Origin of the sequence: Microcoleus vaginatus FACHB-2002 (assembly GCF_040004035.1) — a bacterium.
Classification (GTDB): Bacteria; Cyanobacteriota; Cyanobacteriia; order Cyanobacteriales; family Microcoleaceae; genus Microcoleus; species Microcoleus vaginatus_C.
In genome coordinates this window covers 77,797-94,578 of the sequence record NZ_JAMPLN010000005.1, presented here as the reverse complement: position 1 = coordinate 94,578, position 16,782 = coordinate 77,797, and the positions used below count along the sequence as shown (strand labels likewise).

At 45.9% G+C, this 16,782-nt stretch carries 11 protein-coding genes, 1 tRNA gene and 1 pseudogene; 6 read left to right on the top strand and 7 right to left on the bottom strand.

Going from position 1 to position 16,782, the window contains the following annotated elements; genetic code table 11:
* Window positions 1-91: 91 nt before the first annotated feature.
* A pseudogene (locus NDI35_RS06260) lies at window positions 92-742 on the bottom strand (Uma2 family endonuclease).
* A gap of 199 nt (window positions 743-941) precedes the next feature.
* Between NDI35_RS06260 and NDI35_RS06255 the strand changes: the two are divergent.
* Window positions 942-2,117 carry a homocysteine biosynthesis protein gene (locus NDI35_RS06255; RefSeq protein WP_445311963.1) on the top strand — a complete coding sequence of 392 codons (1,176 nt, stop codon included), beginning with the start codon at window positions 942-944 and terminating at the stop codon, window positions 2,115-2,117.
* A gap of 290 nt (window positions 2,118-2,407) precedes the next feature.
* On the opposite strand, the gene cobA is transcribed toward NDI35_RS06255, so the two are convergent.
* The 4 genes from cobA to NDI35_RS06235 form a co-directional block, all read right to left on the bottom strand.
* Window positions 2,408-3,217 (bottom strand): uroporphyrinogen-III C-methyltransferase, encoded by an 810-nt coding sequence (gene cobA, locus NDI35_RS06250; RefSeq protein WP_445311962.1) that lies wholly within the window; start codon window positions 3,215-3,217, stop codon window positions 2,408-2,410.
* Window positions 3,214-3,957 carry a sirohydrochlorin chelatase gene (locus NDI35_RS06245; protein ID WP_445311961.1) on the bottom strand — a complete coding sequence of 248 codons (744 nt, stop codon included), beginning with the start codon at window positions 3,955-3,957 and terminating at the stop codon, window positions 3,214-3,216. Before NDI35_RS06245 ends, cobA begins: the two co-directional genes overlap by 4 nt.
* 267 nt (window positions 3,958-4,224) lie before the next feature.
* Window positions 4,225-4,908, bottom strand: a complete 684-nt coding sequence (locus tag NDI35_RS06240) for a manganese catalase family protein (protein WP_333084545.1) — start codon at window positions 4,906-4,908, stop codon at window positions 4,225-4,227.
* A 195-nt stretch (window positions 4,909-5,103) separates the two neighbouring features.
* On the bottom strand, window positions 5,104-6,630 hold the full coding sequence (locus NDI35_RS06235) for a protein kinase domain-containing protein (RefSeq protein ID WP_445311960.1): 1,527 nt from the start codon (window positions 6,628-6,630) through the stop codon (window positions 5,104-5,106).
* Window positions 6,631-7,255: 625 nt separating this feature from the next.
* Between NDI35_RS06235 and NDI35_RS06230 the strand changes: the two genes are divergently transcribed.
* The 5 genes from NDI35_RS06230 (at window position 7,256) to NDI35_RS06210 (ending at window position 13,543) form a co-directional block, all read left to right on the top strand.
* Window positions 7,256-7,328 (top strand) — tRNA-His (locus NDI35_RS06230).
* Window positions 7,329-7,503: 175 nt separating this feature from the next.
* Window positions 7,504-11,808, top strand: coding sequence for an AAA domain-containing protein (locus NDI35_RS06225; RefSeq protein WP_445311959.1), 4,305 nt, complete (start codon window positions 7,504-7,506; stop codon window positions 11,806-11,808).
* Window positions 11,786-12,676, top strand: coding sequence for a hypothetical protein (locus NDI35_RS06220; RefSeq protein WP_445311958.1), 891 nt, complete (start codon window positions 11,786-11,788; stop codon window positions 12,674-12,676). The genes NDI35_RS06225 and NDI35_RS06220 overlap by 23 nt, the downstream gene beginning before the upstream one ends.
* Window positions 12,677-12,803: 127 nt before the next feature.
* Window positions 12,804-13,220, top strand: coding sequence for a XisH family protein (locus tag NDI35_RS06215; protein WP_445311957.1), 417 nt, complete (start codon window positions 12,804-12,806; stop codon window positions 13,218-13,220).
* Entirely contained in the window at window positions 13,208-13,543 is a 336-nt protein-coding gene (locus tag NDI35_RS06210; RefSeq protein WP_333145711.1) for a XisI protein, read from the top strand. The genes NDI35_RS06215 and NDI35_RS06210 overlap by 13 nt, the downstream gene beginning before the upstream one ends.
* A gap of 680 nt (window positions 13,544-14,223) precedes the next feature.
* On the opposite strand, the gene NDI35_RS06205 is transcribed toward NDI35_RS06210, so the two are convergent.
* Both NDI35_RS06205 and NDI35_RS06200 read right to left on the bottom strand, forming a co-directional pair.
* Window positions 14,224-14,937, bottom strand: coding sequence for a DUF3747 domain-containing protein (locus NDI35_RS06205; protein WP_445311956.1), 714 nt, complete (start codon window positions 14,935-14,937; stop codon window positions 14,224-14,226).
* A gap of 432 nt (window positions 14,938-15,369) precedes the next feature.
* The gene (locus NDI35_RS06200; protein WP_333213821.1) at window positions 15,370-16,362 is read right to left on the bottom strand and encodes a ribose-phosphate pyrophosphokinase; all 993 of its coding nucleotides are present in this window, start codon (window positions 16,360-16,362) and stop codon (window positions 15,370-15,372) included.
* Window positions 16,363-16,782 lie beyond the last annotated feature (420 nt).

The window sequence follows — 16,782 nt, the reverse complement described above, 5'->3', positions numbered from 1 at the left end:
TTCATAATGACTTCACTCCTGATTAATTCCCAGTTATAGGACAGAAGTATTCACTACAAACGTAGGAAATTTCTGGTACGAACACCCTCAACTAACTATCTTCAAGCCTCGCATTTTCTACCGTATCTCTGCCGGCGCTAAAAATCTGTTGAACACTCAAATTCAACTGCCCAAATGTGGGTGACACAACCCTATCACTACCCCGAAACTGACTGACTTGATACTCACCGTCAATCAACTGGTAAACAGAAAAAGTAGGTTGTTTAGGATTGCCAATATAGCGTCGCCCGCCAAGTCCCAAATAGTCCGCAATCTAGTATTCAGAAATGCCCAAAGCTTCGTAGTCAACCAATTTGTAGCCGTAATCATCCCGCCAATTGGTACTGACAACTTCGACAATTAGCCGGACATAACTCCCCATTGTAATGATAGATTCCTTTTTCCATCTCGGTTCGCTGTCCGTCCCTTGCCTGTCCAAAACGATCGCATCCGGTTCGTAACCAGATAACTCATTATCAGCTTTGACAACGCATTCCTTGGGAACGAATTAGGGCAACCCTAGCCTCTCGATTTCAATCCCTAGCTTCAGGCAGAGGAAGCCGGCTACTTCTGAATGTTCTCCGCTTGCTTTAGGCATCTGAACAATAGCTCCATTGTGCAGTTCGTAACGGTTTTCAGAATGTTCAGGATACCAGTCAATAAATTCATCGAAGGTGACTGGTTTTAATATCGCTTGAGTCATGGTGAGCGCTCTTTATTTTATTTATAATATAATCCTGATATCTGTTATAGCATTGTGCGGTGTTATCAAACCGAGGTCGATCGCCAAAACAGCATTCGCTCGCTCGACATTCCATCAATGCAAAGTCAATCCAAAATCAAAATCACTCCAAAATCAATCAATTCAAAATCTAAAATCCCAAATCTAAAATCTAAAATATATGAGATCTATCGACGAAATCAACGATAAAATCAGCCAGGGCAAAGCCACAGTCTGGACAATCGAAGAGCTCAAAACTAGAGTTCAAGAAACCAGCATTACCCAAGCAGCCAAAGAAGTCGATGTGATTACCGCAGGCACATTCGAGCCGATGGAATCCTCCGGTGCAATCATCAACCTCGGCCATACCGACCCGCCGATAAAAATCCGCCAATGCTGGCTGGACGGCGTTTTAGCCTACTCCGGCTTCGGGGCAGTAGACCTGTACCTGGGAGCCACCCAAGTAGCCGAAGACGGCGAAGAATCGCGCGAACGGGGCGGCGGACACGTCATCGAAGACTTAATAGCAGGCAAACCCGTGCAGTTGCGCGCCCTCGGACAAGTAACAGACTGCTACCCCCGCGCCTCCTTTGAAACCACGATTACCCGCGATACAATCAACCAGTTTTATTTATTCAATCCCCGCAACGCATATCAAAACTTTATTGTTGGCGTCAATGGAGGCGATCGCCCGCTGTTCACCTACCTCGGCCCCCTGCAACCAAACCTCGGCAACGCCGTCTACTCGAACCTTGGAGCCATGTCTCCCCTGCTAAACGACCCCGACCTCGAAATCATCGGCATCGGCACCCGCATCTTCCTAGGAGGCGCTCAGGGCTACATCACCTGGGAAGGAACCCAGCACTTCCCGCTGCAAAAACGCCAGCCGAACCGCACCCCCATCGGCCCGGCCGCCACCCTCGCACTCATCGGCGACGCCAAACAGATGAACTCCAAATGGGTGCGCGGCTGCTACTTCAAAAACTACGGCCCATCTCTGATGCTGGGAGTCGGCATCCCGTTTCCCGTCTTAAACGAAACAGTCGTCGCCCACTGTGCAGTATCCGACAAAAAAATAGTAGCGCCGGTGGTAGATTTCTCTATCCCCCGGCGCGTTCGTCCCACCTTCGGTTTAGTTAGCTATGCTCAATTAAAGACTGGCCGCATCCTGATAGAGGGCAAACCTGTGCGGGCCGCCCCCCTTGCGAGTATGTTTCTCTCCCGGCAAGTAGCATTGGAATTGAAGCAGCAAATTGAAGCGGGTCAATTTACTCTCACTGCCCCAGTTGCTCCCCTACCCACCGACAGAGTATTTCTCCCGCAAGATTTGTGGGGGGCCCAAGTGAGGCTTGAATAGACAGCTCCTAGACTAAAGTCACGGATTATACAGGGTATTCCAGGTTTATAAAATACACCTCAGAAACCGGGTTTCTTTACAGTTCTCGCATCCTTACTGATTCTGTTGCTCGAAACCCGGTTTCTTGCGATCTACATCTACATGGAATATGCTGTAAATATGTCATTGATGCGTCCTGGAATAACATCGGAATGACATTAAGGGTGCGATTGTCCCCGCTGGCGAGGCACCTTAGAGGGAGCGAAATCAAAGCGATCGAAATTAGATCGCTTCTGACCCAATTTTCCCGCTTATTCTACAGTCTGAGAAACTGGCCGACAGCCAGACAATATCGAGTGCAAATTGACGACATTTCCGATTACTGCGATCGCAGGTGCTGCAAATCCGAGCGCCTCAACTTGCTCTACAATTGTACCTAAAGTCCCGATCAATTCTTCTTGTTCCGGCCGCGTTCCCCAGCGCACTAACGCTATTGGCGTTTCTGCACTCAATCCTGCATCTGTTAACTGGCCGATAATGTAAGGCAAATTGTGGATTCCCATGTATACTACAATGGTTTCGGAGCCACGGGCGATCGCCTGCCAATTTACCTCCGGTCGATATTTTCCCGCTGATTCGTGACCGGTGACAAAGGTGACAGAGGAACTGTACGATCGATGTGTTAAAGGAATTCCCGCATAAGCAGGGGCCGCAATCCCAGAAGTTACACCGGGCACAACTTCTACCGACACTCCAGCTTTTACCAACTCTTCCATTTCTTCGCCGCCGCGGCCGAAGATAAACGGATCGCCGCCTTTGAGACGAACTACGATCGCATTATCTCCTGCTTTTTCTATCATTAACTGAGTTGTTTCATCTTGCATTAACGAGTGACGCCCTTTACGTTTTCCCGCATCAATTCGTTCTGCTTGGGGGTTGATTGCTGCCAAAATTTGAGGGCTGACTAAAGCGTCGTAAATCACGACATCTGCACACTCTAACAAAGCTTTTCCCTTCAAGGTCATCAAACCCGGATCTCCGGGTCCCGCACCTACTAAATACACTTTTCCTAAAGACATTTTTCTTTCTTCCTTTACCTCTTCTGTGCCTCTGCGGTTCATTTTTGAATTAAATCCCTAATTAAGTCTGCTAATTCTACACTTGGGCCTAGAGGATTTGCGAGATGAAGTTCCGCCGCAGGAAATTGCTGCTTTAGCTGTGCGACATTTTTGGCGATCGCATCTGTAATTCCTCCATTAAATAAGAAGTATGGCACAATTCCTATTTGCTGCTGTCCACCACGAACCAAACTCTCAATTTGCTCTTCCAAACTCGGCTTTACCGACCAATACGCTGTTTGTACACCGAGTTTGCTGGCGATTTCCTCAACAATCGAGTTACCTCCGGGGCGACGGCTGCCGTGAGATAATAAAATCCATTTTGGCAATAACAGATTGGGGAGAAAAGTCACCTCTTGCATCTGACTTTTTACCAATTTTGTTAAGCCTGCTTCCTGGGAACCTAAATGCGGGCGCAATTCAATTTTTAGCTTGTCACCAAAAGTTTTTTGGGCAATTTCCACCTCTGCCGGTATGTCTTCGGCGACGTGAACTCCCGGCAATAAAAATACAGGCAGGATTTGCAATTCTCTCAGTCCCAGCGACAGGGTACGTTCGCCAAAACTGCAAATTTGTTCGTGTAGCGGTGCGGGCCCGAGTTCTAAGGTGGCGGTTGCTACTGCGGGGAATGACTCAGCCAAATTTTGAGACAGCAGTTGACCTAGGTTTTCCAAAGCTAGTTGGGGTCTGGGGTCGCGGCTGCCGTGAGAGACTAATAAATAGGTGGATGAGCGCAATTTCAATATGGATTTGATGTTAATGTTCGATCGGCATTTCAAATAATTGTAACACCCTAGGGCGCGTGACTTGAAAAATACTCAACCCTCAACCGGAAGCTTCCGAGTCGCGCACCTCTAACAACTAAAGCAAAGTACCCAGCTTGAAAATTACTCAACACAGGGCTTAAATCTTCTAAGCCGACCACCTTACAAAAGAAGGTGGCCGGCTTAAAAATTACTTAACACAGCGCTTAACTGTTCACTCGCCACGCAGGTTACAGAACTCTCAAATTAAGCTTTGGGAGCGGGATCGGCAATGTATTGGAAAGTAGGTTCCGAGTTCCAAGGTCCGCGTTCATCCTTGCCATTTGTGGACAAGTTAAAGTAGAGATCCACAGTGGAATCGGGGGGAATATTGCCGAACATCGGATCGGTGAGTTTGCCCAGCGCTTCCAGAGCTTTCATGAACATTTGAGTGTGAGAAATTTCGCGAGTCAGCAGAAACTGCAACGTCTTTTTCGTTCCCATATCCGGTGCTAGTTTAATCAACTCTTCGTAGGTTTGGCGAGCTCCTGCTTCCGCACCGATATTAGCACGCAAATCGCGCACCACATCTCCGCCTTCGTTGACATAAGCTGCCGTCCAAGCTTGACCTTGGCTGTCCAACAAGTGTGGGCCTACGCCACGCACCGCAAACAAAGTGCTTTTGTAAGCTTCTGTTTGGTCAACGTTTTTGGTGTGCATTTCTATGAGTTGGCCCACCATTTCTAAGTGGCTGAATTCTTCTATTGCAATATCTTGGAGCATATCCTTAATCCCTGCATCTTCACAGTGAAAAGACTGCACCCAGTATTGCAGAGCTGCTGTCAGTTCTCCGGTTGCTCCGCCAAACTGTTCTAGCAGCAATTGGGCAAAACGGGGGTTGGGTTGGTCTACAGTCACCGCAGCCATTAATTGTTTTTTGTGAAAAAACATGGATTGATACCTCTCTTTAATTCTGTTGCTACAGTCTGAGGATTGCAGACTTGTAGCTGTGTTCACCTTCAGCATCCATTGTGCGACAAGCGATCGCACCGAGCCTCGGTCGATGGATACATCTCTCGCGACAAATTTCTCTGCTTTCAGGTAGAGTTTAAAGTTAAAATTTTAGCTAGTTAGTCGGTATAAATACTACAATTTACAAGCTGCATTATTGTCGCACTCGGTTAATTTGGCAGACAGGGCATCGAGATGCCGCAGCCACTGAATGCCGCCAACCCAACTGCGAGAGGGGAGGTGTCCGATTGGTGCTTGCTGACTAAATTTAATCTGCCCTAAAGTAGTAGCAGAATTGTAGGTTTGCCAATTGACCCGATCGCAAAATCTGATATAGTCTCCCTTAACGCTTTCATAAATCTGCTTTTGGACGCTGAAGCCAAACCGACCTTGACTGTAGCGCAGCCAAAGGCGATCGAGTGTTTGCAAATCTTCGCAGGGGAGCTGGTAAATTTGGCTAATTTCTAGCTGAGTTCCCGGTGGCTGGGAAAGAGATTGACACATCAAGCCCCAAGTTTCGCGATCGGCTTCTTTCCATTTTTGGTTAGACAAAAAATTTCGCAGTTTGGTATAATCTACTCCCCGTGCAGAAATTAGGGCTTGATCGAGATTTGAAGTAACAGATAAGGAAAAAGTTTCTGCGGAATTGGCGACGTATTTTGTCGGTAAAATGGGAGAATCAGAAGTTGGTAGCGCGCTGATATCGCTTGAGTTATCGCTATTACTGAGAGCAGGAGCGATCGGCGTTTTGGGCGAAAGCAAATTTTGATGGCGAATATCTAAAGCTGCTTGGATATCTTGCAAAACTTCCGTAGCAAAACTGTACCGCTGAGTGAGACGAGTTTGCAGCAATTTATCTAAAATTTCACCTAACTCCTCGCTAATACTCGTGGCTTTGGGGAGAAACTCGCGCCACCACCAGCGCTCGTGGTTGCAGTCGTACATATCCAAGGGAGGAACTTGCGTCATTAGGCGAATGCAAGTAACACCTAAACTGTAAAGGTCGCTAGCAGGAAATACTTTGCCGCGCATTTGTTCGGGAGCTACATAATCTTGACTGCCAATGAGCGTTGCTGGACGAAGCATGGCTGAATCAGTCAGCAGTTTCGCAATGCCGAAATCGATCAATACGAGTTTGTTGTCTGATTGGCGGCGGATAATATTTTCGGGTTTGATGTCCCGGTGAATGACGCGCTTCTCATGGATAAATTGCAGCACCGGCAATAAGTCTTGCAGCAGTTGCCAAATTTGATTTTCATCGTAGACACTCTTGTCTAATTCTTGTTTAAGAGTCGGCCCATCTATAAACTCTTGAACTAAATAAATATGACCTTCTTGTTCAAAGCAGGCTAATAATGTGGGGATTTGCGGGTGTTTTCCGAGTTCGTCTAAACGGACGCCTTCTTGCCGAAATAATTCAACGGCTTTGTTGAAAATTTCGGGGTCGCGGTCGTAAAAATAAAATTGCTTGACTGCACAGGGGGGTAGAGATGGGATGTCTTCATCAATTGCTAGGAAAGTTTTACCAAATCCGCCTCTACCTAAAAGTTCAATCGGGCGATATCGCTGTCTCAGCAACAGGTTAAAGCCGCAGTTTAAGCAAAATTTGGCGGTGTTGGAGTTTTGAGGATTTTGACATTCAGGGTTGACACAGTAGCTCATATTGATTTTAGATTTTATATTGCGGACAAGACTTTTTTTTAAACGAACCGCGAAGACGCGAAGCTGCGCGAAGGAAGAGGGAAAAGAGAAGAGAGAGAAGAAGGATGGTTGATAACTCATGCAGTGTGGAATAAGCTGTCCCGCTTCTTGCGTTGTATTTTTCGGGCGGGAGGGACACCCCACAAGCATTTCATCTGAGATGTTGCACCATTCTCAATAAGGCTTTTAGGGGCAGGATGCCCAACCCCTACTCCCCACAAGAAATTCATTCTTTGTGGAACAGGCATCTTGCCTGTTATTAAAAATGGTGCCAGAGGTGAGTTTTATCAAACAGGACTGTAAAATGTAGATGCGCCTGGGCTGATAAGGCTATTTTAATGCGCTGGATCGAATCGGGACGCTGCCAGATCTGCCGAACCCAGGCCGCATGACTGCTGGGGGCGAGATAATTGCCGATCGCTCACCCTGCTCGCACAGAGCGAAAATTGTGCTAAACTCTTACTGTGCTTGGAATTTGAGGCACATCGATCTGTCCGGTTCAGGGACGCTCAGAAATATTTCAAAATATTTTTGCCCTACCCCTAGACTTGTGCTGAGATCTGATGCTATAGTTAAAACTGATACGGCGAGCGTAGCCAAGTGGTTAAGGCAGTGGTTTGTGGTACCACCATTCGTGGGTTCAAGTCCCATCGTTCGCCCTTTTGATTCTCAAATGTTTAATTAGATCGCCCGTCGCCTGTACGGTAATTTGCGATGGTCGTAGGGTGTGCATTGCACACCTTAATTTTTTTTGGCATGTCGCGGTTCTGTCGGCACAAGTTCCAATGTGCTAATCTTAAATCCAATCTAAAATCTAAAATCTAAAATCAAAATATGCCATCTTTAGTAACAGAAGATTGGGGATATAAATTTAGTGGCGATCGCACAATTAATAAGTTTATTCGGGATGTAGAAGGAGAAGCGGCTTTAGCGAAATATTGCGATTGGGAATGCAAAGAACGTGCGGAAATTCTGATGTCGGAGATAGCTGGGAAATCCCACAATCTTTTCTACGTCCGTCGCCAAAAGGTAAATGAGAGATTTTCTGAAGAAGAAATCTGGGAATTGCTGCTTGCTACGGATGGAGATGATTTTGAATTACCCGAATTGTTGCAAAAAGCCGATCGCACTTTGCGGTTATTAGCCACTGTACGCTGTGAAGACGGAATCGGCGGTTTAAAACTGCTGGATGCTGGTTTGGTGGCGGTTCCCAGAGGGAGGAAAGATGGGTATTCTTTGCCGGTTCAGTTGCGACTTTTGGCTAACAGTCGATCGCCAATTCCTGTAAAGTCGATCGCCCGCGTCCAACAAATGCCATTTTGGGACGACAGACACATACCGACTACCGAACAACTAAAAGTTTGGCATACTTTTTTAAATGTGGAAAAACGCATCGCGGAAGCGCGTCAATTTTGTGTACCTTTCCGAGGACACAATTACGGTTCCGGCTTCAAAATCGTCACTTTTGAAATTGATCGTAATTCCGCAACTCTTGATGGCTATGAGGAAAATTCCTTAGAATTGGGCGACTTTCGCGAAAGGCTGAAAAAAGCCAGAAATGAAGAAATTATCCTATTTGATTCGCCGCCCGGAAGCAGAAGCAGCCGAGATGGCGAGACATTGGGTAGCATCGCTGAAGTTGACTTTGAACATAGTAAATTACGTATTAAGTTAGATGTTGATTTAGGATCTCGCATGGCGGGTGGCAGATATCAAATGCCCAAACAAGGATTCTTGTATTTTGAGGCGGCGGGCGATATCAGTCAGATTGAACGCAAGAAAAAAGCTTTAAAAATGCTGACAGACGGGCGCGCTCAAAATCCCTATTTGAGTGAGTTTTTATTCGACTCTTCTCAGGCGAGAATGCCCGAAAAACTGATTAAATTGGATCGGGAAAACTTATTAAATCGCAATGCTAATGAGGACCAACTTGCTGCCGTAGAAACGGTGCTTTCGGCGCGGGATTTAATTTTGATTCAAGGCCCGCCGGGAACGGGCAAAACGACTGTGATTGCGGAGATTTGCTATCAAATTGCCCGTCAGGGTGGCAAAACGCTCATTGCTTCGCAAGCAAATTTGGCTGTAGACAATGCTTTGAGTCGGTTAGTTCACAATCCGGCGATTCGGGCTTTGCGGAAGGGAAAAGCTCATAAGGTGCAGGAAGAAGGGCAGCCGTTTTTGGAGGAAAATGCGATCGGCACTTGGCTGCAAAATACTGCGACTGACTGCGAACAAAAGCTCTCGCAGCGCCTGACTAATGTCAAATCTTTGCGGCAGTTGGTGGCAGAATCAGAGCGATTTACCGCCTACTGTGCCGCCGAGAGAGATTTTTTTAATGAACTAAAACACCTGCACGACAGTAAAGCAAGTATTGAGGAAAAGTGCAACCAGCAAGCAGCAGATTATGAACGAAATTTAACCGAAAAAAGCGATATTGAATCTCTTGTGAGTGGGTGGGAAAATCTGCTGGATGCGCCTAATGTCAACTGGGAATCTCCAGAAGTGGCCGAGTTTATGCCCCGACTAAAACCCTATTCAGAAGGCAATGTTTTAGTAGAAAACTTTATGGCAAATGTTCGGATTGCCGCTAGCAATGCTATTCAAATAGGCTTCGATCGCCCGGCTTGCGGCGCGTTTGGAATTGCCGTTTGGCTGCAGGAAACTGTAGCAGCGCAAATATCGGAATTTAAGACAGCATTCGATCGCGCTGATGATGTTTGTCACGCTATGTCGGGGGTTGCAGAGTCGTTGCGGGTTTCCCGCCAGATGTCGGAGGCTGTGAATCAACTCGAATTGGGCGATCGGCAAAATCAGACACACCGCCAAAATCTCGAACAGAAAATTAAGAATTTGGAACTGCGAAAAGCGGAAATTGCAGCCGTTGTCGTCGCCGTTGCACAGTGGATTGAGACCGCAGATACGGGACTTTATGAAGTCGTGAAAAATTGCTGGGAAACGGGCGCAATGCTCACGGATGATATGGTAGGATTGCCGCCAGGATTGCTGAAAATTGCCCGATCGCTCAAATTGCCGATCGTGCCACCCAAATGCAAAATCAATTTGCCCGATTTGGATCGGTTGCAAAAGGCGATATCCCACGAAGAAAGCGCAGGTTTTAAGGACATACAAGGGCAACAGTTCCGGTTTAGCGAGTTTTTGCACCTAAATTTGAGTCAAACGCCGATCGTACTCTCTGCGGGCGATCGTACACAGTGGCAGCAACTAGCCAAAGACTTCGCCAGCTACTCCCAAGTCAGCCAAAGTCAGCGCAAATTTATCATTGAAAAAGCTCGCACTTTCTTAGGTAGCATTCAACAATTTTATAGTGAATCCTTGCACCCAAATCATATCCAGGCTACCTTCGATCGCCTAGTCAAAGAATTGCTGCACAGTATCCTCGCAAATGCCCGTCAGTGCGTGGTTCCCCTGAAAACCGAAACCGAACAGCAGCTTATAAAACAGCAACAGTTATTAGATAAAATCGGTCAAACCTTGAGCCAGCAGCAAATATCCGCCGCTAAACTTCAGGTAGAAACAGCGCAGCAAGAGGCGAACTTAAAAATTAGCGAAGTTACTAATTTGTTGCAAGCAATTGTCCAACAGCCAAACGTACCTGAAAAGTTGCGGATTTTAGCCGAACAATATCTCGCCCAAAAATCAAATATTTGGGAGCAACCGCAGCAGTTTGTCAAGCAAGTTGAGACGTGGAAAGCAAGCGCGCTTCAGCTTGACAAATCAATTGCTGAGCTAGACCCGTTTGGGGTTTTGGAGACAATCAAAAACACTCTTGACGAGCATTTATCCCCCCTGCGAATTGCGGCTGCAACTTCGCAGCAGCAACTCGCCGAACTTCAAACAGAATTGAGCGAAATTAACGCTCAACTGGAACAGCAGCAACCAACAGCAGCATTACTTGTTGAGAGAAATTGGTGGGAATCAGCATGGCAAACTATCCCGACTCAATACCAGCCAGAAGTTCCAAATACAGGCTTATTCAGCGTAGCTTTTTTAAACAAAATTAAGCGTCTCTTCAAAACTTGGCAGCGGAAATTAGAACAAGAAGAAACAGCACTAAATCGCTCTCAAACGTTTGTGACAGATTGGATTCAAAAACTCCGCAATCCATCAGAAAAAGACCGCAACGATTTAAAGCAAATTTATATTGACAATGCCAACGTGATCGGCATTACTTGCGTGCAAGCTGCCAGTTTTGATTTTACTAAAAACTTTCCCAGCTTTGATGCAGTCATCATTGACGAAGTTAGCAAATGCACTCCCCCAGAGTTATTAATTCCCGCTTTGAAAGGCAGAAAGTTAGTATTAGTGGGCGATCACAGACAATTGCCGCCGATGTTTAATCAAAGTACGATCGACGATATTGCCGAAGACATCGGCTGTACCGGAGACGAACTTAGCTTCATAAAAGAATCGCTGTTCAAAGTTTTGTTTGAAAATGCCAGCGACAGCATCAAAAAAATGCTGACAACTCAGTATCGAATGCACCCCCAAATTATGGGCGCAATCAATCAGTTTTACCAGCAAAAACTCAACTGTGGCATTCAGGAAGCAGACACCAAACGCGCCCACAACCTCGCAGGTAGAATCATTCAAGAAAATAATCACATTTTGTGGGTGAAAACGCCCATCGGACAAGGATTTGAAGAGGAAAAACAGGGTACTTCGCGGTTGAATGTCAAGGAGATTGATGCGATCGAGCGTTTGTGCGAACAAATGGAGACAGCTTGGCGGCCCAAACTTGCCGATGGTGAACCGCCCAAAGAAATCGGAATTATAACTTTTTATGCTGCTCAATTAAATGCAATTAAAGACAGAATCGAAGGCGAAAGATTCCCTGCTTTGAGCATCCGCACGGGTACGGTTGACATATTTCAAGGCATGGAAAGACCTGTAATTATTGTTAGCACAGTGTGCAATAATGTTAGGGGCGATATTGGGTTTGCTAAGGAACCGGAACGGGTGAATGTGGCATTTTCCCGCGCTCAAGAATTGCTGGTAGTTGTCGGCTGCCACGATTTATTTACCCAACAAACAGGTACAGTGGGAAAAATGTATCAGGAAGTTTCAAAAACGGTGCGTCACTGCGGAGGTTTTGTAGATGTTTCTAGCGTCCTCAACTAAACCAATAGACTCGAATTTAAGTTCGCTAGCCGAACAAATTGAGCAACAAAATCCGGGTTTGTCTGTGTTGGCGGCGCGTCAATTCCGCTTTGCAATCCGCCAAACTCCGCTGGAGGTGGCGATTAGCGAACCGCGCGAGTTTAACGTGTTGGAAGAGTTCATTTTGCGGGCGGGCGTTGAGTTTGAACCTGCGCCAACTTTGAAGGAATTGGCGGATTTGCTGGGGTTAGACGAGATTTTTGTGAAGACTACGGCGGCGACTCTGGTTAGTTTGGAAAGTTTGGAGGTGGCGGAAAATGGGCAAATTGCGATCGCCCCGCAAGGCAGAGATTTTTTCGAGAAAGGTGCCGTTAGTCGATCGCAAATTCAATCAGTTTACGCCATTTCCGATCCGCTGAATCAAACTCTTACCTTTAAATTCGATGCTTTAGCGGCAGAATCGGTCAACTTACCCGATTTAGCAGATTTAGTCTCCCTCGAACATAAAATTAGCGACCTTGCGAATTTAAGTCTAGCAGAAATCCAGCCGTTAATTCAAGATTCCGGCTTAGGAATTCACGTCCCACAAAACGGCAAAATAGTCTCAGAGTGTGCTGTCATCGGCGACGATTTAGATATTTGGCAAACAGTCTCGATTTTTGTGTTGTTAGATGCGATCGAAAATAAAACTACTATTCAAGTCCGACAGGAAAAGCAAATATTAGAAACAGCTTCAAACTTGCTAAACGAACTTGAATCCCAGCAAAAACTTTCCTTGAACGACTTGTGTAAAGTAACCCCAGACATCGCACAGCAAGAATCAGAGACACTCCCCGTCCAGAAAACTCCTAAAAAGCCATCTAAGAAGAAATCCAAGAAAACGATATGATAAACACTACACTCCTGATTAACTTAAAAATTAAAACTATATAGAAAATTAGGATGGTACCGATTGACAGTATACCGCGATTTTGGTATAATTAATACTTGTTTGCAATCGCGCTGAAAATTTGTCTGTGTCTGCCAAAGATACTTTCCACGAATCCGTAAAGCGAGCCCTTCAAAAAGAACAGTGGGTGATTAGTGCCGATCCACTAAGGTTTAAGTTTGGCAATGTTAAATTTCAGGTTGATTTGGGAGTAGAAAGGTTAGTCGCAGCGGAGCGAGGGGGGGAGAAAATTGCAGTCGAAATCAAAAGCTTCCTCCATCCTTCTGTAATTACAGACTTTTATGCTGCATTGGGACAATTTCTCAGTTATCGGCTAGGGCTGGCATCTGTTGAACCTAATCGGAAATTATACTTGGCAGTACCAATTGACGTGTATAGAACATTTTTTCAGTCTGAGTTTACTCAAGCTGCGGTACAACAGTATCAGGTATTGCTAATCGTATACGATGCAACAAATGAGGTAATTGTACAATGGACAAACTAGCTCAATATCGTCAGTACGTTCAGACATTAATGAGCCGTTATGCCGAAGATGATGTTTCAGATGATGAAGTCGAAGTGCAACTAATTTTAGACACAGAGCGAGATCATTATCAGTGGATGAATGTCGGCTGGGAACACTTAACCCGGATTTATCAAACCTTCATTCACATTGACATCAAAGATGGAAAAATCTGGCTTCAACAAAATTTGACTGAGGAAAATCCTGCGGAGGAATTAGTTGCAATGGGAGTACCGAGAGAGGATATTATTTTGGGATTGCAACCCCCATACAAACGGCCATATACTGATTATGGTGTAGCGTAAAATGTCAAGCAAAAAAAAACAAAATACTCAGATACCCGACTTCGCAAAAGTTGTCGGGTATCTACTTTTTACTACTGAGCCTTAACGCATTTCAGCATTCGCAAAGTAGCCGCCGCCGCGTAATTCCGCTATGCAGAATCATCGAAAGCATACCGATCGCCAATTTCGTTAAGAGCAGAAGCAACAGAACAAAAAGAAGACATTTGAGTAATAATAGAAGCAGCCCAATAATTCTGAGTGTCTGAAAAAGTTAAAGTTTTAGACGGCTCTTTAACAACTGAATTCGTGCCGACAAACCAAATTCCGCCGTTCTTGGCAGCACCGCCATCAATTCAGCGCGAGTGACGCGCTGGGTAGGTTTAAAAGTTCCATCTTGATAGTAGCTAACTATCTTGTTAGTCCGCGCCAATAGAAGTTTTCCGGCACTCCAGCGGAAAATATCAACGTCGCTAAATGGACGGATAGAAACATGGCTAGGAAAGGTGATATTAGCACCTTGTATTCATTCCAAAGATTTCCAAACTAAAGATAGCAATTGCTCTCTGGTAACAGCAAGTTGCGGCCGCAAAGCATTATTTTGAGAAAACCGGGCTACAAACCCAAGGCCCACAGCTTCTTTAATTTCCGAAGCGTAGATATCATTGGTAGCTATCTCCGAATTGTAGAAGGGTCCGTCTTGCCTACGGTATTTCCACCGGTATTTCCACTGGTATTTGCTGGGGTATTGGCTGCGGTACTGGCTGCGGTATTGGCTGCGGTATTGGCTGCGGTATTGGTATTGGTATTGGCTGCGGTATTGCTTCGGTATTGCCTCCGGTATTGCCTCCGGTATTGCCAATTTCTTCCGGTGCGGATTGATTGGTAGTGAAATAAAAGTGACCTAATGTGCGGCCTTGATAAGCTCTTTTACTCAATCGCCAAGCAGGATCGAGACTGATTTTCATGAAATCGTTAACATCGCCGTTTGTGCGACCGATAATCACCGATTTACCTTGGTAATCTACCGGAGTTCCCATTAGAAGAACATTGCCATCAACACTTTCCAAGCTTAGGGTGTATTTTAATGCTAAATCAGTGCCTGCCATGCGAATTGAAAAGCCGTTGCTGTCTGTTGCGCGGCCACAAATACCGGTGAAATCAAAACTAACTAATAATGGATCGACTTTCACGGGATTAGAGCCACTTTCGCTCCAGCATTTTCGCTTGTCAGATACTTGTTCTACAATTAACAATTGGTAGCCGCCGTAAGGGCGGGGTTGGGCGATGACAATTACTCGGTCTTGGTTAATGTCGGTTTCGTCAAAAGTAAATGCTTTAGCCGAACCGATCGCGCCAAGTGTTAAAATTGCTGAACCTGCCAGTGCGGCCACTGTTCGTGCCAATGAATGTTTCATGATTTTTCCCTATTGGCTCCTTATTGTGATGAGACTTATCTAGAATATAAAAAGTCGCCCTCTTCAGACAACAAGATAGAATTTTACCATCTCTTGTTCCGGTGGTACCAAGTGCGATCGATCGCCGATCGTCACATTGGTTCGTAGTGAAAACTCAAGTCCGAGCGAATTTTATGAGGACTTGAGTCCTCCCTAAAAAGTTATAACCGTTATTTTAGCGAGAAACTTGATAAGCTGTTCGACCTCTAAATTGTATTTTCCGGGCGGGCGGGACGCCCACTCCCCAATAATTTAAGGGAAGTTGACAGTAAAATTTAGATGAGCCTGGGCTTATTACTTGCGGGAAACGATCGCACTATTCAAAAAAAAAACGGTGCGTTACACTCTTGTTAACGCACCCTAAAACAAACATTCAAAAAGTGTCTTTGCCCTCTAGCGGAACATACTGCTAACAGAACTATCTTCGTGAATCCGCCAAATAGTTTCTCCGAGCAAATTGGCTACCGAAAGCACCGTCAACTGCTGAAAACGGTTCTCTTCCGGCACAGGAATTGTATTCGTAACAATTACCTCTTCCAAAACCCCGCTAGACAAACGCTCGATCGCCGGAGGCGAAAACACCGCATGAGTAGCACAAGCATAAACCTGCCTCGCACCCTCGCGGCGCAACAATCGGGCACCTTCAGAAATCGTGCCGGCAGTATCGATCATGTCGTCCACCAACACAGCAGTTTTGCCCCTGACATCACCGATAAGATTCATCACTTCTGCCACGTTGTGAGCTTGGCGGCGCTTGTCAATAATTGCCAGGGGAGCATCGCCAAGCTTTTTGGCAAAAGCTCTCGCCCTAGCGACTCCGCCAACATCCGGCGAAACCACAACAATATCCGTCAATTGCTTGCTCGCCAGATAATCCAAAAGCACCGGCGAACCGTAAACGTGATCGAAAGGAATGTCAAAATAACCTTGAATCTGAGCCGAGTGCAAATCCATCGCCAAAATGCGACCGGCCCCAGCTTCCGTAATCAAATTAGCCACTAATTTTGCAGTAATCGACTCTCTTCCGGCCGTTTTGCGGTCAGCCCTAGCATATCCGTAATAGGGAATGACAGCAGTAATTTGTCTGGCCGAAGCGCGGCGACAAGCATCGATCATAATTAACAATTCCATGAGGCGATCGTTTACCGGACAGCAAGTTGGCTGAATCAAGTAAACATCGCAACCCCGAATCGATTCTTGAATTTGAACGTAGAGTTCCCCATCAGCAAACCGCTTGCGAACCATCGGCCCCAAATCAATCCCCAGATAGCGAGCCACCTCTTGGGCGAGGGGAATATTAGCAGAACCGGAGAACAGCCGCAGACGGTCATGAGCGGAAACCGGCGGCTCGGGAAGCGGAAGCGGTAAAGTAGCAGAACGGATCACAGCAGGCCTCTTGCAGGACGTTTATTCCATCGCTATCTTACCATCTGAAACTAGAAATATTCAGCCAATTTTTTAATAGATTTAACATTCGTGGCGACCACAAGTGTGAAGTGAGGCGAATTGAATAGGACTTGCAGAAATATGCGCGATAAACCGGGTTTCTAGCCCTCTTTCGGCACCCTCAACGGTCACAATCGGTTTTTACTTATTTTTATCCACCTATAAAACTATAAGTTATACTAGAATACCGTACATTAACGGATAAATTACTTTTTAAAGGCATAATTTATTACTGTAAAGATAGAGCATTCTGCGTAATTATGCTGTGTGACAGCCCAGAGTGTGGAATGTGGGTTCTAGCGAACTCTGTACTGGCAGAAGTACGATCGCACTTGTGCCCCTGCGTCTAAAAATTCTGGC

Excerpts from the sequence above, each read along its gene's own strand:
- NDI35_RS06255 (WP_445311963.1), top strand. The coding sequence starts at position 942 with ATGAGATCTATCGACGAAATCAACGATAAAATCAGCCAGGGCAAAGCC.
- cobA (WP_445311962.1), bottom strand. The coding sequence starts at position 3,217 with ATGAACCGCAGAGGCACAGAAGAGGTAAAGGAAGAAAGAAAAATGTCT.
- NDI35_RS06240 (WP_333084545.1), bottom strand. The coding sequence starts at position 4,908 with ATGTTTTTTCACAAAAAACAATTAATGGCTGCGGTGACTGTAGACCAA.
- NDI35_RS06235 (WP_445311960.1), bottom strand. The coding sequence starts at position 6,630 with ATGAGCTACTGTGTCAACCCTGAATGTCAAAATCCTCAAAACTCCAAC.
- NDI35_RS06225 (WP_445311959.1), top strand. The coding sequence starts at position 7,504 with ATGCCATCTTTAGTAACAGAAGATTGGGGATATAAATTTAGTGGCGAT.
- NDI35_RS06220 (WP_445311958.1), top strand. The coding sequence starts at position 11,786 with ATGTTTCTAGCGTCCTCAACTAAACCAATAGACTCGAATTTAAGTTCG.
- NDI35_RS06210 (WP_333145711.1), top strand. The coding sequence starts at position 13,208 with ATGGACAAACTAGCTCAATATCGTCAGTACGTTCAGACATTAATGAGC.
- NDI35_RS06205 (WP_445311956.1), bottom strand. The coding sequence starts at position 14,937 with ATGAAACATTCATTGGCACGAACAGTGGCCGCACTGGCAGGTTCAGCA.